At 37.9% G+C, this 20052-nt stretch carries 17 protein-coding genes; 16 read left to right on the top strand and 1 reads right to left on the bottom strand.

All coding sequences use genetic code 11. The features are described 5' to 3' along the window. The first annotated feature begins 25 nt into the window (after positions 1–25). The 14 genes from WC623_RS22235 to WC623_RS22170 all read left to right on the top strand — a co-directional run bounded on the left by WC623_RS22235 (position 26) and on the right by WC623_RS22170 (position 18718). Positions 26–2917, top strand: coding sequence for an FG-GAP-like repeat-containing protein (locus WC623_RS22235; protein WP_372855296.1), 2892 nt, complete (start codon positions 26–28; stop codon positions 2915–2917). A 119-nt stretch (positions 2918–3036) separates the two neighbouring features. After that, on the top strand, positions 3037–5703 hold the full coding sequence (locus WC623_RS22230) for a hypothetical protein (protein ID WP_372855294.1): 2667 nt from the start codon (positions 3037–3039) through the stop codon (positions 5701–5703). A 153-nt stretch (positions 5704–5856) separates the two neighbouring features. After that, the gene (locus WC623_RS22225; protein WP_372855292.1) at positions 5857–6843 is read left to right on the top strand and encodes a hypothetical protein; all 987 of its coding nucleotides are present in this window, start codon (positions 5857–5859) and stop codon (positions 6841–6843) included. Continuing rightward, a complete protein-coding gene (locus WC623_RS22220; RefSeq protein ID WP_372855290.1) occupies positions 6822–7688 on the top strand; it encodes a hypothetical protein in 867 nt (288 codons plus the stop codon). The genes WC623_RS22225 and WC623_RS22220 overlap by 22 nt, the downstream gene beginning before the upstream one ends. Continuing rightward, the gene (locus WC623_RS22215; protein WP_372855288.1) at positions 7678–8403 is read left to right on the top strand and encodes a hypothetical protein; all 726 of its coding nucleotides are present in this window, start codon (positions 7678–7680) and stop codon (positions 8401–8403) included. Before WC623_RS22220 ends, WC623_RS22215 begins: the two co-directional genes overlap by 11 nt. Before the next feature lie 598 nt (positions 8404–9001). Further along, complete coding sequence (nrdD, locus tag WC623_RS22210; protein ID WP_372855286.1) at positions 9002–11188, top strand: anaerobic ribonucleoside-triphosphate reductase; 2187 nt, start codon at positions 9002–9004, stop codon at positions 11186–11188. A 256-nt stretch (positions 11189–11444) separates the two neighbouring features. Beyond that, positions 11445–11669: a hypothetical protein gene (locus WC623_RS22205; RefSeq protein WP_372855284.1), complete on the top strand. Its 225-nt coding sequence runs from the start codon at positions 11445–11447 to the stop codon at positions 11667–11669. Positions 11670–11681: 12 nt separating this feature from the next. Then, a complete protein-coding gene (locus tag WC623_RS22200; protein ID WP_372855282.1) occupies positions 11682–12785 on the top strand; it encodes a hypothetical protein in 1104 nt (367 codons plus the stop codon). Between the two features lie 10 nt (positions 12786–12795). After that, positions 12796–13623 (top strand): AAA family ATPase, encoded by an 828-nt coding sequence (locus WC623_RS22195; protein ID WP_372855280.1) that lies wholly within the window; start codon positions 12796–12798, stop codon positions 13621–13623. A gap of 148 nt (positions 13624–13771) precedes the next feature. Next, the gene (locus WC623_RS22190) at positions 13772–14713 is read left to right on the top strand and encodes a hypothetical protein (RefSeq protein WP_372855278.1); all 942 of its coding nucleotides are present in this window, start codon (positions 13772–13774) and stop codon (positions 14711–14713) included. Positions 14714–15157: 444 nt separating this feature from the next. Beyond that, positions 15158–15541 (top strand): hypothetical protein, encoded by a 384-nt coding sequence (locus WC623_RS22185; protein ID WP_372855276.1) that lies wholly within the window; start codon positions 15158–15160, stop codon positions 15539–15541. Positions 15542–15579: 38 nt separating this feature from the next. Beyond that, on the top strand, positions 15580–16203 hold the full coding sequence (locus WC623_RS22180) for an HNH endonuclease (RefSeq protein WP_372855274.1): 624 nt from the start codon (positions 15580–15582) through the stop codon (positions 16201–16203). Next, entirely contained in the window at positions 16149–17087 is a 939-nt protein-coding gene (locus WC623_RS22175) for a site-specific DNA-methyltransferase (protein WP_372855272.1), read from the top strand. The genes WC623_RS22180 and WC623_RS22175 overlap by 55 nt, the downstream gene beginning before the upstream one ends. Before the next feature lie 431 nt (positions 17088–17518). Next, positions 17519–18718: a hypothetical protein gene (locus tag WC623_RS22170; protein ID WP_372855270.1), complete on the top strand. Its 1200-nt coding sequence runs from the start codon at positions 17519–17521 to the stop codon at positions 18716–18718. Here WC623_RS22170 and WC623_RS22165 read toward each other — a convergent pair. Beyond that, a complete protein-coding gene (locus WC623_RS22165; RefSeq protein WP_372855268.1) occupies positions 18711–18863 on the bottom strand; it encodes a hypothetical protein in 153 nt (50 codons plus the stop codon). The genes WC623_RS22170 and WC623_RS22165 overlap by 8 nt on opposite strands. A 258-nt stretch (positions 18864–19121) precedes the next feature. Here WC623_RS22165 and WC623_RS22160 point away from each other — a divergent pair, with 258 nt between their 5' ends. Both WC623_RS22160 and WC623_RS22155 read left to right on the top strand, forming a co-directional pair. After that, positions 19122–19607 carry an ERCC4 domain-containing protein gene (locus tag WC623_RS22160; RefSeq protein ID WP_372855266.1) on the top strand — a complete coding sequence of 162 codons (486 nt, stop codon included), beginning with the start codon at positions 19122–19124 and terminating at the stop codon, positions 19605–19607. Then, positions 19604–19966 carry a hypothetical protein gene (locus WC623_RS22155; protein WP_372855264.1) on the top strand — a complete coding sequence of 121 codons (363 nt, stop codon included), beginning with the start codon at positions 19604–19606 and terminating at the stop codon, positions 19964–19966. Before WC623_RS22160 ends, WC623_RS22155 begins: the two co-directional genes overlap by 4 nt. The last annotated feature ends 86 nt before the right edge of the window (positions 19967–20052 follow it).

The following is a 20052-nucleotide window of genomic DNA, read 5'->3' as shown; positions in this document are numbered from 1 at the left end:
GTCAATTATTGTATGGTGATAACAAATGAGATATGTAATTGTATTATCAATACTCATCTTAATGGTGGGTGGTACAGCCAGTGCGTCACCACAATGGACGCATTTAACAAGTAAAACAAGTGATATTCCTGATCCTGGATATAACACCGGGCAGCCATCAAGTCTGGTATTAGATGTCAATATGGATGGTATAAACGATTTCATAATCACTAAACGTGACTATGCACCCACAATTGTTCTATACCTCGCCAATACAAATGGCACAGGATGGACAAAATATAATCTGGAAAATACAATCTTGGCAATAGAGGCCGGTGGTGCATATTACGATATTGATAACGATAGCGATCTTGATATTGTCTTTGGTGGTGACTGGCGCAGTAACAAGGTGTGGTGGTGGGAAAATCCATACCCGAACTACAATCCATCCATCTCATGGGCACGTCATGAAATAAAAAATGCCGGGTACGTAGGTCATCATGATGAAATATTCGGTGATTTCAATGGAGACGGAAAGACCGAGTTGGTATTCTGGAACAACTACGCCACACCATCAAAATTATACATCGCTGATATTCCAGTAAATCCAAGAACCGCTACATCGTGGAACTATACAGAAATATGGGCAAGTGATGTCCATGCAGAAGGACTGGCGAAATCTGATATAGACAAAGATAATCTTGTTGATATTATTGCAGGAGGCCAATGGTTCAAATATACGAACGGCACCTACACCGCCAATGTAATAGATAATACACAGCGTGAACCACGCATAGCTATTGGTGATATTAAAAAAGGTGGGAATACTGAAATAGTGATGGTTCCCGGTGATAAATCAGGTGCACTAAACTGGTATGAATATACAAATGGTACATGGATCAAACATGAACTACTATCATCCGTAGAAAATGGACATAGCTTGAGTGTTGCGGACATAAACAACGATGGAAATCAGGACATCTTTGTTGCCGAAATGAGATTAGGTGGTGGCAATCCTGATTCAAAAAGCATAATATTCTATGGTGATGGTAACGGATCATTTGAGATGACCAACCTATCACAGGGAATAGATAACCATGAATCGAAAGTTGCTGATTTAAATGGTGATGGTCTATTTGATATTTTAGGTAAGCCATTCAACTATGACATACCAAGAATAGATATCTGGTTACAGAATAAAACAACCTTATCTCTTGATAACTGGCAATACCATGCCGTGGATTCATATCGTGCAAAATACAATGGAGGGAGTTTCTACAGTTACTTTGGGTTATCGGCAACCAATTCAACAATCGGAAGTTGTAAAACCATTATGTCTGGAAAATATGTTTACGAAAATCCATCATGTAATATGAGCAGTGTATGGATAAGAAATACATTACCAGTAGATTCTGATGGCGCATTATTTGCCAACATAGATAATGATATGGATACCGATATAATTGCTTTCAGTTTACCATACATATACTGGTTTGAGGGCTCAAATCTACAAAGAACACTGAACATACCTAATGTAAATACTTATCATAGAAACCCGCAAGCATCGAGAGTTGTTGATATTGACAATGACGGCCGAATCGAAATAATGTTTGAAGGCGGTAACGAAGTAATATCCACAGATGGTTTATATGCGTTGACTGTACCAACAAATCCCATGACAGATCCATGGAACTTGACACGACTTACATCAACCGGTGGTGATGGATTCGGTGTTGGAGATATAGACGGTGATGGACTCCTTGACGTCACAATAGGAAAACCGCGCTCACCTGATGGTGGCCTGAGTAATATTTCCTGGTATAAAAACACGGGAAAACTCGAACTCTGGACAGCAATCAACATCGGAACCACTGAACGTTCAGCAGACCGTTTTGAAATCGTAGACCTTGACGGAGACAACTTTCCAGATATCATAGTAAGTGAAGAAACTTATCCTGACTTTGGAATTCCTGGAAGCGTATATTGGTTCAAGAATCCATCCTGGGAGAGAATTCCGATCGGCACTTACCACGGTTATTATGCCCCACAAAGTATGGGCGTCGCAGACATGGATAACGACGGTGACAACGACGTAGTATTGGGTGAACACCAAAATCAGAAACGTGTATTTGTCCTCGAAAATAACAACGGAAATTTCACCGAACATCTCGTTGGCTCAGGAAAAGAAAGCCATGGTCTTATTGTTTCCGACATCGATAATGATAGAGATTTCGACATCGTTCACATAGGATGGAATGATTATCAGTTCTTACATCTCTGGGAGAATAAAGCAACTTCCAACACATCAACTCCTATCGCAGTACCAACCTACGATAACAATGCGGTTTACAATGTCAACTTCACAGTGTCTGGTGGCATATTACAAATCATAGATTTCCTATCCAGTCTTACAAATATTAGCAACATGACAATAACACTAATATCATCTCCACCAGACCCAACTACACCTACTCCTACACCTACTCCCACTCCGACACCAACACAATCGGCCAATTTAATTAAGAACGGTGATTTTGAGTCGGGTACGACACAGTGGACATTCTATACCAACAGTGCGGGTACATTTACCGTTGTAAACGGCACAGCAAAAATCAGCCTGATGGGATACGGGTCAAATGTCCAGTTATATCAAGCAGGGATAACATTGGAACCAAATACGCGTTATCGACTGACATTCTCGGCTTACTCTAGTTCAGGGCATGATACAGTAGTCAGACTACTACAACACACATCTCCATATTCATTATATATGCCCGATCTTACAGTAAATCTCGGCACGGGATGGCAGGATTATACGACAGAATTCACGTCGCCATCATATACTGTAACAAATGGTCGATTGATGTTCTGGTTAGCTCCATATGCAACAGCAGGAGATAACTACTACATCGATAACATCCGGCTCGAAAAAAGATAATCATTTTTTGATTATCTTTTATAATTTTTTTCAACATAACATTTAAGACATCGGACGCCGTATATAATTATGACAATAAAATCATATTTATATATAAATAATTAAATAGAGGTAGTCCAATGAAAATTAACACACTGACAAAAATTATAATCGGATTTCTGACCATCCTTATTATTTCAGTTCCGAGTGTCATGTCTATTTCAGTGTCTGTAAATAGTAGTACAACAACTCCATGGAAAAACGTTACTTTTGATGGGACTACATATAACTACCTGGATTCAAAAATCATCACTCCTATTGGATATGGTGATGAATTTACTGGTATTTTAAATACCACAAAATGGAAATGGATACGTGAACCAGTGGGAGCATGGGGGATATATCCTACATACTTATCCATTAACACTTCCAATACCGATATGTACTCTGCGGTAAATTCTCCATTACTGTACACAAACATTACTCCAGACGAGAACCTGACAATAATAATGAATATTACTACCTTGCCAATAATGAATTATCAAGGTGCGAGTATTGTATTTTATTCAAACGACACGCACTGGATACGTTTACAATATGCTTTTGATGGCGTACCACGTGTAACCATCTGTAGCAAGGCGGGATCTGGAACACAATCATGTACTGCATATAGTGGAAGCAGTCCAGTAGGAAAACCAACATATATAAAATTCATAAAATCAGGTAGCTCATACATAGAATATCACAGTACTGATAAAATAACATGGGTTACAAGTGCTTCAAAAACCATATCTATTAACCCAACCGCAATAGGAATAACAGTAATGCAAGCATCGGATAATCCAATAATTCCTATTGATATCGATTATTTTGTAACAAATAATTTTACAGCTAGTGGTAACACTACATCATTCCATAATTCCGGCGCAGGTAATGTAGTAAATAAAACCGATTTGAAAATAAAAGGAAATTTTTCAGCATGCACAGGAAACAATACAACTGGAATATGTGACCAGTATTTTGGAGATTTTACTGTTGCGAATCTGGGTGTATGGAATAACCAAACATTGAGTATCACTTCTCTTCATCAGGATTATTTCGTAAATATCACTCTAAAAGACGGCAACCAAACAAATTCATCGCAAATATATGAAATTATCCATTATACTTCAAATCAATTCATTCCACCTATACCATCAAATCTCGCAAATACATCAGGAAATTTCTGGGTCAATCACACCTGGACATCCAGCGCAGGATATGATACGAATTCATTTAACGTCTCAGTTAACGGCACCTGGACTAATGGAAGTGCAAATACCTTCTATAACAATTCTGGTCTACCGGTACACGCATGGTCAAACATAAGTGTGTACTCCTATAACTCAACAGGTAGTGGAGTAATGAACGCCACCCCTGTATCCCAGAATACCCAGCTTTCCAACAATCCCATATCAATAAGCAACATCAGCGATACTTACACAGCAACAATTGGCAGCGCACTCACCATCTACCCTGCATCCTCAGACTTGGACTCTGATACACCCACCTTTGCCAACACCACTACAAAAGGCACATTCTACACCAACAACGGTACATTTATCTGGACACCACAAGCCGGGGACAGTGGGACTTATGATTGGCAAATAAATGTATCAGATGGCTATGGTTCATTAGCATACAAAAACTTCAGTGTATCTGTCAACAGTACTACACCCGGCGCACCCCTCAATCTAACAGCATCTTCCGGTAATTTTTGGATAAATCACACATGGAACACATCTGTCAATACGAATTCATTTAACGTCTCAGTTAACGGCACCTGGACTAATGGAAGTGCAAATACCTTCTATAACAATTCTGGTCTACCGGTACACGCATGGTCAAACATAAGTGTCCATGGTTATAACACATCATCCAGCACTCTCGGCAGTGGAACATCCCTAAATACTCAATTATCAAACAATGCTCCCACATTCTCCACATCTATATCATCATCAGCACTCACACTCGGTCAGTCCGTAACCATCACATCAGAAATTACAGATCTCGACAATGACACGCTCATGAATGTAACAGTTGGAATTACTTTTACGAGCTTGGGCGGAAATGAAGTCAATTATTCGATGACCAACGGGACTGGAAACAACTGGACTTACATATACAATCCCGGAACCACTGGAACATATAGTATTTCTCATATCTACGCAAATGATACCTATACCAATGCTTCCACTGCTACAGCATTAACATTTGTTGTCTCGCAGGCATCCGGTGGAGGTGGAGGTGGAGGTGGAGGAGGTGGGAGTGGAACAATAATAATCACACCGAAACCGGAGAACGTTTCTTCATCTTCAAAATTAAACATATCACTCACAAATCTAACGAATGGCGCAAGACCCGTATCAGATGTAGAAGCCATCAATGATTGTCTGACAAATAACTTATTTTTATCCGGCACATGCACAGATGCAACGCTCATTACCATCACCGAAAAATCAAACTGGTATACTCTTGCAGGCGCATGGTTGGGCGCATTTTTTGCTTTGTGGACACTAACACTTCAAAACAACAAAAAAAGAAGTTTCATATATGACCCGATAATATACGCCATTGTCACTATCGTCGCATCCCTAATCATTTCTCTCGCAGGGGTCAACGTCATGTTCCTTGGGAATTTCCTGGCTAATAATACATTATCAGCATACACATTTTTCACACTGACGACGTATGGATTTATTGTTACCTATATACTCGACGAGATAACAGCTAAACAACAATGGAAAACCCGTAAAATCCCAATATAAGAAAAATTGTGACACAAATATTTTTTATAATGTGATGTAGATAGATGAAGAACAATATTTAATGTTTGGGGATACCGATATATAGTATTACAGCAATACGAGTGTTGTCAAAAACAGTATGTATAGTACATTAAGTACATGAGTTTGATAAATATGGAACTAAAAATAAGGTTAAAATCCCCGATGCTTTCAATCAGAAACGGTATGATTGCAGAAACACACTCGATTTTTCCACCCGGAAAAACAGCAGATACAGAAGATTACGGAACAAATAGTATGGCAAATAACGTAGCTTGTATGGTAAGCCCATTCTCGTTACTTGGTTGGCTCAGAAGAGGAATTACTGAATCCCTTATCTCGCAGGGAATATCACCATGCCATAATTATGACCTCACCAATGTCTCAGCGAGTAATCAGGATTATCGTGGGTATGCGAAGCAGGATTTAGCACATGGATACCATAAGAAACGTATGGGTAAAGGTGAATCTAAAGAGAAGCCTGAATGTGAAGCCGTTACTGGCGAACCCTGTATCGTAGCTCAGATGTTCGGTGGATTTACGGGACATCACAGAGTATTTTCGGTAATGCCTGTTAAAGTATCGCCTGTAAAAGCTCACTATGAAAAAGGTATTCGGAATATCACAGGCATGGGTAATTTCAGAAAGATAGCAATCAGTCCTCGATCTGCTGTAGATGGCACACCTTTTGCCACGCATACATCTGATGTGATTTCTAACTTTGATGCAATTATGCATCTAAGGATGTATGAAGATAATGGCAATAGTTCACGTTTGAACCTGCACACTGCAATGATTATGCGTGGTATTGAGTACCTTTCAGCACACTCCGAAGAGTTCCAATCACAGCTTGGAGGACAAAGAACTTTCGGTGGCGGATTTATAGACGCTTCATTCTTACCACCAACACTAACACGAGATGAGGTCAGAAAATACCATCTTCTACTGATAAAGAACGAAGATGATGCTGAAAATGGCAATACATTCCCCGCAGGAATAAAAGAGAAAATACTTGCATGGCAGGAAACACAGAAAAGCATAAATGAAGAACTTAACATCGAGTTAAAACGCCAAAGGGAATTATTTGGGATTGATAAACAATGGTGGAACAAGGAAGTATAATCACTGTTTATTTCGGGCAATTCGATTCACCGTATGTCGGTTCTCCCTTTTTAGTAGGGGGGAACCAGATATACAGTTCGATCATTCGTGAGAAGGGATTAAGCGAAGCTAAAAGTTTACAAAAAGTATCACATGGAGTATTTCACTCTATATTACCTGAATCCATTAATTCACTTGGTAAAATGTCTTATAATAAAAAGGACTGGAAAGGCTGGCCTGTAGGCACACACATTACTCTTTCTGATAAGACCATGAGTAAATATGAAGACTTCTTTCAGTTGAGGAATTACAGTACACCATTCCTGAAAGAAAACAATGGGAATCATGAAACAGAAAGGATAATGAGACACCACAATATAGCTATCCAATCCGGTGAAAACTTTGATTTATTCCATGCAGATCGCTTATCTTTTTTCACGGTTGGCGACCATGAGATTGACTTGAAACAAATGCAATTTGGTGCTAAAAGGAACATGGGATTTGGATTGTTTACTATAACAAATTCATATTCTTTCAATCTAAACGACTTGGATTATTCAGTATTTGGAGATGATACGAAATTGATTGATACTGCAAAAAACGGCATTACAGGAGTATTAAATCATGCTAAATATGGATATGGTGAATTTAAATTGGATTCATGGGGTCAGAAGGGATGGCTAGTTAGATTGACAAGCCCGCTTTGCCTTGACTCAACAGTTCAAGGCGCAAGGCATTATTCAATACCACCTTCATTTATGAGAAGCGAAGGGTACAGGAAACATTCTGAATCATTGTGGATTAAAGGAAAGGTTGAAAAGTTATATTGTGTTTCGGATGGGAACGTGTTTTTATATGCAAATTGATGAGAAGATAGAACAGGAAATTAAAAATGCAATAAAGCATGATTTCCATAAATTGAAAGGTGCAAAACATAAGAATGATATGAAATTATCCACATCAGCAGATGCAGACGCATCGAAGATGTCGCGTCCGCACATAACAAAGAAACCCGTCTATGCAGATAATGTAAGTAATTATAGATTATCGCTATACAGTGGTGATTTGTTATACGAATCCGGTCAGGGAAACCGTGATAATCTTTGTGCTAAAATTCGACATAATTATGACATGAATAATACTGCTGAAACTCTATATCAGCGACTTATCTCGGATACATCATTATCACAATTCAATGAAGCACCCGATCTTCCTTACACAAGCTTGAAATATCATACAATTCTCACCACGAACCTTCACTGGAATTATTTAAATAACCACAAGTTAAGTGAACTTCGACTCAAAATAGTGTCATTAGATGAGGTAAATTATATTTATGACCAGATTTTTAAAGATGAACGAAATAAGAAATGCTTAATAATAGCAGATAAAGAATTATATCCAAACCACGAAACCGTTGCTACTATAGGAAGCGTACCATTCACGAATTTTGGGGATGTTATTAGTCGCATGACTGGAGATGTTTATTTAGATAGAATAACATTCTCGAATCTCAGAAGAATAAAGTCGTGGTCTGTAGGATTACAGTATCTTGAAGATATTTGTCGTGGATCTTTATAAGGAAGGTGCATAACTGAAGATACACGACAAAAATTACTGAAATTTGCGAAGAAAACAAGATGCGGAGATAAAATAAATGTTTGGTTTAAGTTATAACAGTGAGGATTAAAAGATGGTAATGTCAAAGAAGCAGGCAATGCGTATTAAGAGTTTAAGTTATAACAGTGAGGATTAAAAGACATCTGTCAGAACTCGGTCTTTGACCATAATTCTTGTTTAAGTTATAACAGTGAGGATATTAAAAGACATCACGAATGTATGAAAAAACATCATGTAGAAAATGTTTAAGTTATAACAGTGAGGATTAAAAGATATAGTTTTATATACTTTGTACACGTTCTAAGTGTACCCCTTTTTTTGGGAAAAATGGTGATAACGAATGAAAATTTATACGTCAAATAATTGTCCAAACTGTAAACTTTTAAAACTATTATTGTCCAAAAAAGATATATGTTTCGAAGAGGTTGATGGAACAACCACCAAATCAGTAGCATATCTCCGTGCGAGAAAAATAGCATTACAGCTACCAATTATCGAACAAGATAGTAAGTTTTATACTTTCGATGAGTATAAAGAATTATTGTAAAGGAGTATTTCAATGACAAATGTTAGAGAATCATCTGGTCATATAGATTCTTTTAATAAAGATAAAATTACAAATTCTTTGTTAAAAGAATCTACATTAATTGAGAAATTAAATGGGCACGAAAAATTAACATTGGAACAGGCAAAGTTGGTTGCAGATGAAGTAGATAAACTAATTCAGGAACACAATATAGATTATTTATCTGCCCCGCTAATACGCGAACTTGCATGTGCTGTAATGCTTAAAAACAACATGGAAGATATCAGGCGAGTATATACGCGTGTTGGTATTCCATTGTTTGACCTGTTCCGGATAATTACAAACCCAGAAATTGAAAACGCAAACCTCGTCGATAATGCTGAAACCGCTCATAAATATGTTGCAGATAAGGTTCTCAAAGAAGGTGCTTTACTTATTTTGCCACATTATATCTCTGAATCTCATCTTTCTGGAGATATTCATATTCACGATCTTGAATATTTCATGACTAGGAGCTTCTGTATGGATTGGGACTTACGAAATTTCTTTTTTTATGGATTAGATTCGTCTGGAATGAACAAAACAAATATTGCGGGAGCCGCAAAAAACGCAGAAGTTGCAATATTGCATGCAGCCAAAGTATTAGGTTCGGCACAAACAAATTATGCAGGTGGACAAGGATTCTATAATTTCCTCACATTCTTAGCACCATATTTCAAAGATAAAAACGAGCGAGAAATAGGACAACTAATGCAAATGTTTGTTTATGAAATTGCACAAACAATGGTTGCTCGTGGTGGACAAGTCGTTTTTTCTTCTGTACAACTAACGCCAGGTGTCCCAGACCTATGGAAAGACAAACCATCAGTATATGCTGGAAAAGTTCACCAAGATGAGCCATATGGCATGTTTGAAAGAGAAGTAAGGTTAGGATTCAAAGCAATAATAGAACTAATGACTGAAGGCGACTATAACGGTAAACCTTTCAATTTTCCCAAACCTGAGATTGGATTCATGAAAGAGTTTTTAGTAAAATCCGAAGATGATATCTATTACGGTACTGATATTCCAACGTATGATAGTTTATATGATCTAGTATTCAAATTATCAGCAAAGTTCGGAACGCCATATTTTGACAATATGGTACCCTCGTATCGTAGCCATGGAGAAAAATCAGTCGACTGTTATCAGTGTTGCGCTTACTCATTCTCTTCAAGCACACAGACGGATGACTCGTTTGATAACAAGCTTTATTTCAAAGATAATATTGGTTTTTCAATGGGTGCATGGCAAGTGGTTACGATTAATTGTCCACGACTTGCATATCAGTCAACCACACCTGAAGATTATGTGAAAAAGTGGTCTGATATGGTTGAGATTGCAATCGGTGTGTTCAAAGAAAAAAAGAAATTTATGGATATTCAACTTGCAGCGAACCGTATACCCTTTGCGCAACAAAAACCAAAAAACCATGCACACCAATCAAAATATTCTTTGGTTGACTTTGATAAACTTGTCTGGGTCATCGGTATGATTGGAATTGATGATGTAGTCAGACATTATACAGGAAAATCAATGCATGAATCAGTTAAATCATTCGAACTTGGACAATATTTATGTCTTGAAATGAAATCAATAATTCAAGAAAAAGCAAAAGAACATAACATGAATCTGGTATTTGCAAGAACACCCGCTGAGACAACAGCACAGAGATTTGCGGTTGCAGATATCCTTGACCCAACATATACTAAATCTGCCATGAAAATTGTAAGTGGAGACGTAAAAACAGCAATATCAAAACTCCACACTACAAAAAATCTTCCAATCTACTACACTAATGGTACTCATGTACCAGTAAATGCAGAATGTTCATTGATTGATAGAATACGAATAGAAGAAGATTTCTTTGACATTCTCGATGGAGGAAATATACATCATATATTTCTAAATGAATGGAATTCTGATCCAATAGGATTAAAAGAATTTGCGATGGGTATTATCCGCAACACAAAAATCGGATATTTTGCTTTCACAAAAGTACTTACTCAATGTAAATCTTGTTTTCACGTAGAACATGGCAAAATCGATAAGTGTCCACAATGTAATGGAACAGATATAGATTATGTATCGAGAGTAACTGGTTATCTCAGTAATGTATCAAGTTGGAATGCGGCAAAACAACAAGAGTTCCACGACAGAAAAGAACATGACCTGAGATGAATTCCATATACCATTTTCCAAATTGCGGTAACACAATAAATCATGCACATTTTCAACACTGCTTAGATTGTGAATCGGTAAACATGTTTTGTGATAACAACTATATGACATGTTATTCATGTGGTTCTGACAATACAACGCATATTATAATATCTGGAACTGATGAAGAGATAGAAACATTTAAGACATCTAAGAACATTAAGAAATAAATGTTGACAAACAACAACAGTCAACATTAAAAAACACCCGGTGGAAAATGAACAAAATTAAAGATGATAAAACATTGTTAAAACCCGAATTTACCGAAAACTTGGTATTAAATGTATCTGGTGCAATGTATCTGAAATTTCCTGTAAAATTCAAGGATAATTTTCAGATACAAACAGCAGTACCGGAATCATATAGCATAAACACAGTCGGCGATAATACGGAATTGACATTTGTTTTCTCAAACAAAAAATTAAAGAAAGTACCAAAATAAAGGTAAAATATTATGACAGAACAAAAAATAGAACAACCATCAAATGAAGCATTTACAGACGCAATCGTAGAAGGACTCAAAAAAATCGAAACACAGACCGGTATCCGATTCTCAAAAATTGAAGAGGACTACCTAAAATACTTTGCCAATCTTGCCAATCAGCCACTTGCAAAACGCAGGCAATATGCATTGATGCAGGTAAAATCAATGACCGCTAACATGGCCGACAATCCACTTGTCGATTACGAAGTACTGGTGATCGGATCTTCTGAATTACCAAAATCAGCAAATGTTATTTGTTATACCATGATGAAGCGCAAGGATGCACAGGGAACACCAAATGGCGATCCACTCGACTTCTTCAATCCGGCAGAAGGCAAACTCGGTATCCCGACAATCGCAGCATTTTTCGAAGGCAGTCCAATACGAATGGTCGACAAGTTAACACCATTTTCATTCTGGAATGCTAACCTGACAACAACAGGCACAGGTGTACCAAGACGTGAAGTCTCGGCAACATCATACACAAACTTTGTACCCATAAACAAACCCGAAGTCACAACTGAACAGATCGAAGCATTCAAAAACAAAATTGCCCCGCTAATGTCACTTGCCCAAGTAAAAACAAATCCATCAAAGAAACTGGCGGCTCGTAAAGAAGGCGCAAAACAATACGCTGATTCACTCGACCTGCGCAGGTGCGAAGTCACGATCAAACGCCCATCCAAAACTGCCCGTAAAGAAGGTGGCGGATTCGTGTGTTCATACACGGTAATTGATAACAGCTTGACAGAAGCAGAAATGCTAAATGTCAGGGATGCAACCGGGAAGGTCACAAAATACGGTGGTGTTCAGATTTATCTATCCGCATCATTATATGATTCACTGAACCTTGCGGAAGAGTCAATCATTGAAGTTATCGGAACGGCAACAGTTGATAGTGAGACGGGTACACTTGCCCTGAACGCATTTACCATCATACCAATTGTCAAGAACGAAAAGAAAGCACCGGCATCACAAAGAGCACCGGTGTCACAGACAGGCGCAGTCCAGGGTAGATCACTGGCTGATATGGCAGGCGCACCAACAAATACACCTCCGGCCACATACGTCTGAGGAATGAACCATGTCCGACCTAGTAACACCATCTATAAAAACACTCAATCCACTTCCAAGGTCGGGTCAGCCTCCGCTTGCTAATCTAAAGCTCGCGGAGAGCAAAGATTTCGCTACAGTTGTAGTATTCGGAAAAGGTGGGCAGGGAAAAACTTATGTCGGCATCAGTAAAACACCGACACCAGTGGAATGGATCGATGTAGATCATCGATCCGACACCCAATTTAAGCGGTTCAAAGACCGAATAGCGCACCTCTATACTCCGAACACACGTGAAGAAATCGAAAACTCAGTTGCATGGGCACTATACTACCTGAGAGAGCACTACGAAAAAACAGGTGTCAAGGGAACAATTGTCCTTGACAGCTACACAAAATCCAAGCAGATCGTAAAAGAAGATATGTTGATAAGCCTTGGAAAACCGACAAACTCAAAAACAACGATCGAAGAAAAATCACAGATAAAAGCAACAATGGCTCGTATTATTGACAATATTAAACACAGTCAGATGAATGTTGTCGTTACTGCCGAGGAAGGTGTTGAAATTATCGGTGAAGAAAAAGAAAACGGTAAACAGAAAATTATCGGTGTAGTGCCCGGTGTTTGTAAAAATACCGACGATCTGGAGTATTTCTGCGATTACATTGTCCATCTGTACTCGGCACAGGTAAAGCAGGCTAACACATCACAATTCGTAGAGCGGCACTTATGGAAGTTCCGTAAATCATCCACATCAAGAATCGTGGAGAATGCAGATTTGGCACCGCAGGAAGACTGCGACTGGGATAAGATAATGAACGAAATCAAGTTGCTCAATCAAATTGAGTTGAAAAAATGAATGACAAAATCATCAGCGATATTCACAATGTAATGAAAAAACATTTCATTGGAAGCGAGAAAGTGACAAAAATGGCCGAGGACTTCAGCCAGGATGAACTCGAATTGTTCATAGAAGAGTATGAAAAGAAGTTCAAAGAGTGTAATTAATGTCCGAAATAAAAATATCTGGGTCAACCCAGAACCTAAAAGTACTATTTGATGCACTGGCATTGACCAGAAGCTCAAAATCCGCAGGCAACGCCGCAAAGATGATATTTCCACGCCGAAAAGTGATTGTGGTAAAACGTCCAACCGGATCAATACTATTTGCCAGACAGAAAGCAAACAGTATTTACAGCCAAGTTTTATGCAAAACCGATGTCGAAACACCTTTCATAAATCTTGAAGGCGAAGGCGATGTCATATTCAATATGGAAATCGCACTGAAAAGGTTAAGTGAACTATCAATATACAAAGCAGTATCCATAGTCCACAACACTGAAACAAACAAAACGGTTTTCCGTGGCTCAAATACGGAAGAAGACTATGAGGAATGGGGAACACATTCTTCAGGTAGTGAAATTGATGACGCGCGAAACGAGTTACCCATGGCATGTGATTGTGGCAAACTCTCAACATGCCCCAAGTGTAGCGGATCGGGTATAACAGTAGCACCGGAACTCAGCTATAAAAACAAGATAATTCTGGTACCACCCGAAAAACATCCATATGCAAAAGTGGATATTCAATTCGAGATTGACAGTTCGACAATGCGTACAATCGGCGACAAAACAGAACAACTCCTTGATGAAACCTACCCTCTCGGCTTTACCCCGAATAGCCTGCTGGTATTTGCCGGAGACGCAGAAGATATATCAAACGACAATTTCAAAAAACATATACCATTGACGTATATCGTCAACAACATGGTCGGAAAAAATATCGTTCTCGGAAGTGATTTCAGAAACGTATTCGGTTCATTGAACGGAAAACTCATGATCACATCTGAAGATACAGATCCAAAGAAACAGAGTGTATACATATCCAAAAACGATATGGGATTCCACACCGGTATCAAAATGCAGACCAAATTGAGAGATGTGGATTGATATTCCACACTCTTTTTTAATTCCATGATATACACTCCATTTGAACGAACTACAATGAGATGCACATGCGGTGAACTCATGGATATTATTCAAGAAAACACACCCACCAAATGTACATGTGGTCTCAAATGGAAAATAACCAGAATACTGGAGCAGGTAAGATGACAGGTAAACGCAGTATAACAGATACAGTAAATTTTTTGGCAATTGGATTAATACTCACTTTTGGGTTAGCGATTATCGAAGCAGAACTATTCAATTTTTTCAGAAATGATTTCCTCTCAGACATAGAATTTTTCACTTATACTTTCGACCTCTTATTTGTATTCGGGATACTGCATTACAAAAATCAAGTTTAGGATGTGAAAACAAATGATAGACATGAGAATCGGCAATAGTTATGACTTAATAAAAACATTACCCGATAAATCAATTGACTGCGTAATGACAAGTCCTCCGTATTGGGGCTTACGTAATTATCAAACAGAACCTATAATATTCGATGGGGAACAAGGATGTGAACACGAATGGGTTGAGTTTAAAAAAGAATGGTGTGATAGTTCGATAACAGGGAATAGCGCAACCGTTGGAAATACACTGAAAGACGTACAACGGTTTAACTATTCGCATAATACTTGTTCACTCTGCGGTGCGTGGCGTGGTCAGCTCGGTCTTGAACCCACACCTGAATTGTATCTCAAACACATGCTTGATTTATTCGATGATGTTAAGCTGAAATTGAAAGACTGTGGCAATGTTTTTGTGAACTTAGGAACAAGTTACGCATCGGAAGATATATTCATCATAGAAACAGAAAGTTATTTGTGAACACAATGTATTTACATTAGAATTACCATTATACTACTATGCCAAATAAAACAGTGTGGTGTCCCGTCTGTGGGAAGAAGGGATATAGTTTAAGTGGATATTGTAAAGAACACTCACCATTTAACAAAACACATGTATGGACTGATGATGCAAAACAAAAACAATCCGTTTCGTTGAGAAAATCTGAAAAAGCGAGGCAATATCACGATTCACGAAAAGGTGTAAAAAGACCCGAACATTCTCAATTTTTAAAAACTTGGTGGGATGATCGTCCAGAAGAATGCAAAAAAGCTAAGGAGAGAGGGTTACGGTTAGCTTCAGATAAAGCATACTTACAAAAGTTGTCGGAATTATCATCAGGAGATAAAAATCATGCGTGGCGTGGTGGTATAGCAAATAGAAGATATAAGGGATTTTATAAAAAACTAAAAGACAAAATCCGGTTGCGTGATAATTATACATGTCAATTGTGCAATAAAAACGAAGCCGAGTTAGGTTATACTTTATCTATAAATCACATTAATTTTGATAAAGAAGATAGCAGAGAAGAAAATCTTAACGCATTATGTAAACGATGCAACTCATTGATAAATTTTGACAGGGAATTATGGACAAAATACTTTCAAGACAAACTTGCCAACACCAATTCAGTTGGAAAATAAAGGGCATTGAACGAGTATGTGAACTATGTGGATTACATCAAACAGGCTATACTATCAAAAGAAAAAGCGATGTTATGATACCGGAACAATTCGCTTTAGGTATGGTAAAAAGAGGCTGGATTTTGCGTAACTCAATTATTTGGGTAAAGTCTAATCACATGCCAGAGAGCGTGACAGACAGATTTACGAAAGCGCATGAAGTGATTTATTTCTTCACCAAGCAACAGAAGAATTACTTTGATCTGGATGCGATACGAGAACCTTTGGCAACATCTAGTATAGCAAGAATATCGCAAAAGAATGTTATGAATCAAAATGGTGGATTAAAACAGTATGAACTTAGGGGTAATCCAGAAAACGGTAACGGTTCTCGATGCAATAAAATGGTGCAATCGCTGGCTAAGAAGTATTCGGGCAAGTTTGAAACTGAAAGGGATCCCGAAGCATTCGGATGCCCAAGAGCAAGAACGCAGCGAGCCACGTATGAAGGGAAATGGAAAGATAACGAGGAGTATATGAATAAAATACAACAGCGAATCAATGATGCTCGCGCCAATGGTGTTCCTCATGATCAAGCTCTAAGTAATCCCAAAGGCAAGAATCCAGGTGATGTATGGGATATCAGTACCCAACCATACCCAAAAAGCCACTTCGCAACATTCCCATTAGAACTGGTGAAGATGCCAATCTTGGCCGGATGCCCACCAAACGGTACAGTATTGGATCCATTTGCGGGAAGTGGTACTGTTGGTGAGTTTTGTCGAAACAATATGCGCAATGCAATCTTGTTCGAACTGAACCCGGAATATAAACAATTGATTGTAAATCGTGCTAAACTTGATGAACCGGAAGTTACTTCGATGACGAATTCAACAGAAATATAAAACAAAAAAGGTGGTAACAAGTATGATAACAAAAGGATTATGTTCAGAAACGCTATCTAATATTTTACCGAAAAAATCAAATGAATCGTGTATAGCAAACATTAAATTGCTATTAACATTATTTGATTATAATCATAATTGTAAACACTGTAAAGAGATGAAATCATGATTTGTGAATTGCACAATAAATTTTGGAAAGTTTTCTTTTGGATACTTGGAATATCAAAAGATTACACCAGAGATAGAGAAGTATCATTAGGAGCAGTTATTATCGATCTATTTATAACCACGATTTTTATTGTTGGAATGATTACAATTCCACGTTTTGTGATAGCCAGTACAATAGTTTTGATGATTTTTATACGTATTATCAAATTCTCCCAAAAATCCAATATCCTGAACCATAAATTCGTTTGTAAGAAGGTGGGAAAATGACAATGATTCAATCTTTCCCGTACCTTTTTGACTCCTTTGACCGATTCGTCGGCAATCCGCTACAACAAAAAATCCACTCTTTTCCTGAACTACAACATTTTATTACGGCAAATAACGGTATCCATCCATGTTTTGTCACTCTAAACTCGTTCCAGAATGATGCAACAGTTTGCCGGACAATATTCAACGATTTCGATGCATGTTTCAATATGACATGTAAATTTTGTGGAGAAGTTATTAAGGAATCCGAAAACGTGATATGTAAATGCGGAAACACAACACAATTCATCAAGGAATCCGAGGAAATCAAGAACATAAAACGTGCTGAAAAAATCAAGCAGGCACAAAAGCTGGCCGGCGTCTATAACGATTACCACATCCCATATGTACCGCATTACACAGCTGAAAAAGGTGTCCATATACTTCCTCTTTTTTTACCTCAAAAATTTAACGATAGCGACTTAATAACAAATCTTTTTTATTTTTTCATTAATGAATCAAAGTCTTTTGATAAGGTTGACCTGAAAATCTGTAAATCCTGTGGTCGCACCGTCGAAGGTACCACCTGTATATGTGGTTCTACATTGTTCAAAACGCAATCATTCAAGGTACCTCATGCAGATACTGTAGTCGTTCCAGACTTACGGCGACTTATCCGCTTACCTTCAAAACGTACAAATGGTCTCAACTGTATAGCAATTCCGCCTGAAGACTTTATAAACATGCAACCTGAAGAAATGTTTCAGTTAGCCAGGACACCACGACAGTCCGTGCCGGTAAAACAGCCTACCATGAAAATGTCAGACTTCAAATTCAAACCTGTAGACCTTGACCAGTTCCAGACCAATAAAACAAGTCATGATTATGCGATTGACTCAACACGTTCATCGTTATCGGAAGACGTAAAACTATTTCTTGAAACAATGTTTCCGCATGGATGTTTACGTACTCAATTAGCAACACTTGAACCACGTGACGAAATCCGGTCAAGCGCAGTAATTCATATGAAAAAAATTGGTATAGCACCTATTGAAGCAATTGATTTCTTATCGAAACTCGGATGGCGAGACTATGAATATAGCAAGACCGCACCTAGAGTATGGTCAATATTCCAATCAAAAAAATGTGAACGATTCCCTCACAAGAAAATGAAAAACGCAGGACTCTGCAACAAAAAGGAGTGTAAATTCAGATGAATAAACCATTATACGAGATAGGAATCATATCCGGATTCATGATCATGGCTATGCCCACATTTGTCGGATACCCGAACGGAACAATACTAACATCGATTCTTGGATCAGGAATAACTCTATACTCAACCTTTGTGTACGGATGCATCGTTTACAAAGAACGAAAAATCACGACACCCGAAAGATAAGTATATATACTTTCGTACCAATCAACAATAGGTGATAACATGAATTTAACCAATAGGGGAAAAATATTTATTGTATTTAATATCACAGCCGCAATAAGTATGATAGTTTTTCTTTATGAAATTATGACATATCAATTTACTGGTAAAATAGCAAGTATTACATTTACAATATTACTCATATCTATTATCGGATGTTTGCTATCGTGGGCTTGGATCTCATGGCACGACTAAAAACATATCCCGTAATATTTATCGATACTCGTGAACAACTTCCATACGAATTTAAAGACTATGGTGTCGTTACGCAGGTCGAGACAATACATGCGGGAGATTATTCATGCGGTACGAAAAAAGGAGATGTAATCACCAGATATCTCGACGAAATCTCAATAGAACGTAAGACACTGGATAACTGGGTTGGTGATATTTCCAGTACCGAAGGACGCGAAAGGCTCGAAGCCTCAATACTAATGGGGTCAAAAAAACGATACTATGCGGTTTTCATAGAGGCAACATCCGATGAAGTATTTGCACGAAAATACAAAAGCCTTATACCTCCTCAGACTGTCATCGATACGGCAATCCGATGGAGTGTGAAATATAAAGTCCCGATCGAATTCGTAGGCGATCGTACATATGCAGAATACCGCACTTACGAAGCACTAATGGGATTTCTGGATTACAAAAAGCGAGGAATACTATGAAAATAGAATATATAGAATGGATAAGAAAATTTCTTGAGAATAATAATCCGAAAAGAAAATGTAAAGAAGCAGTTAATGCTATGAATCTTCAGTTCCCAGAACTAATGAAAGTAAGGGGGCACGTTAAAACTATTTTGAGTGAGAATAATGAACCACATTGGTGGCTTGTAGACACGGACAGAAATATCATAGATCCAACATCATCACAATTCTTGGTAATTATAGAATATATCCCACATGATGAAACACAGCCGGAACCAACAGGAAAATGTCCAAATTGCGGAAATTATTGTTATAATTATTCATCAGTTTGTAGTGATAAGTGTGGAGAAGAATATAAAAGATATTTCAATACGTAAGGTGAACAAATGACCAAGGAACAATGTGATTCATGTATATATAAAACCGAACAATGTTACGGATTTGCAATGGAGAAACTATTTCC

It is taken from the genome of Pedobacter sp. (assembly GCF_041645105.1).
Classification (GTDB): Bacteria; Bacteroidota; Bacteroidia; order Sphingobacteriales; family Sphingobacteriaceae; genus Pedobacter.
The sequence above is the reverse complement of the archived record's forward strand: the minus strand, read 5'-3'. Positions and strand labels throughout refer to the sequence as shown.

Excerpts from the sequence above, each read along its gene's own strand:
- WC623_RS22235 (WP_372855296.1), top strand. The coding sequence starts at position 26 with ATGAGATATGTAATTGTATTATCAATACTCATCTTAATGGTGGGTGGT.
- WC623_RS22230 (WP_372855294.1), top strand. The coding sequence starts at position 3,037 with ATGAAAATTAACACACTGACAAAAATTATAATCGGATTTCTGACCATC.
- WC623_RS22225 (WP_372855292.1), top strand. The coding sequence starts at position 5,857 with ATGGAACTAAAAATAAGGTTAAAATCCCCGATGCTTTCAATCAGAAAC.
- WC623_RS22220 (WP_372855290.1), top strand. The coding sequence starts at position 6,822 with ATGGTGGAACAAGGAAGTATAATCACTGTTTATTTCGGGCAATTCGAT.
- WC623_RS22215 (WP_372855288.1), top strand. The coding sequence starts at position 7,678 with ATGCAAATTGATGAGAAGATAGAACAGGAAATTAAAAATGCAATAAAG.
- nrdD (WP_372855286.1), top strand. The coding sequence starts at position 9,002 with ATGACAAATGTTAGAGAATCATCTGGTCATATAGATTCTTTTAATAAA.
- WC623_RS22205 (WP_372855284.1), top strand. The coding sequence starts at position 11,445 with ATGAACAAAATTAAAGATGATAAAACATTGTTAAAACCCGAATTTACC.
- WC623_RS22200 (WP_372855282.1), top strand. The coding sequence starts at position 11,682 with ATGACAGAACAAAAAATAGAACAACCATCAAATGAAGCATTTACAGAC.
- WC623_RS22195 (WP_372855280.1), top strand. The coding sequence starts at position 12,796 with ATGTCCGACCTAGTAACACCATCTATAAAAACACTCAATCCACTTCCA.
- WC623_RS22190 (WP_372855278.1), top strand. The coding sequence starts at position 13,772 with ATGTCCGAAATAAAAATATCTGGGTCAACCCAGAACCTAAAAGTACTA.
- WC623_RS22185 (WP_372855276.1), top strand. The coding sequence starts at position 15,158 with ATGACAAGTCCTCCGTATTGGGGCTTACGTAATTATCAAACAGAACCT.
- WC623_RS22180 (WP_372855274.1), top strand. The coding sequence starts at position 15,580 with ATGCCAAATAAAACAGTGTGGTGTCCCGTCTGTGGGAAGAAGGGATAT.
- WC623_RS22175 (WP_372855272.1), top strand. The coding sequence starts at position 16,149 with ATGGACAAAATACTTTCAAGACAAACTTGCCAACACCAATTCAGTTGG.
- WC623_RS22170 (WP_372855270.1), top strand. The coding sequence starts at position 17,519 with ATGACAATGATTCAATCTTTCCCGTACCTTTTTGACTCCTTTGACCGA.
- WC623_RS22165 (WP_372855268.1), bottom strand. The coding sequence starts at position 18,863 with ATGCATCCGTACACAAAGGTTGAGTATAGAGTTATTCCTGATCCAAGA.
- WC623_RS22160 (WP_372855266.1), top strand. The coding sequence starts at position 19,122 with ATGGCACGACTAAAAACATATCCCGTAATATTTATCGATACTCGTGAA.
- WC623_RS22155 (WP_372855264.1), top strand. The coding sequence starts at position 19,604 with ATGAAAATAGAATATATAGAATGGATAAGAAAATTTCTTGAGAATAAT.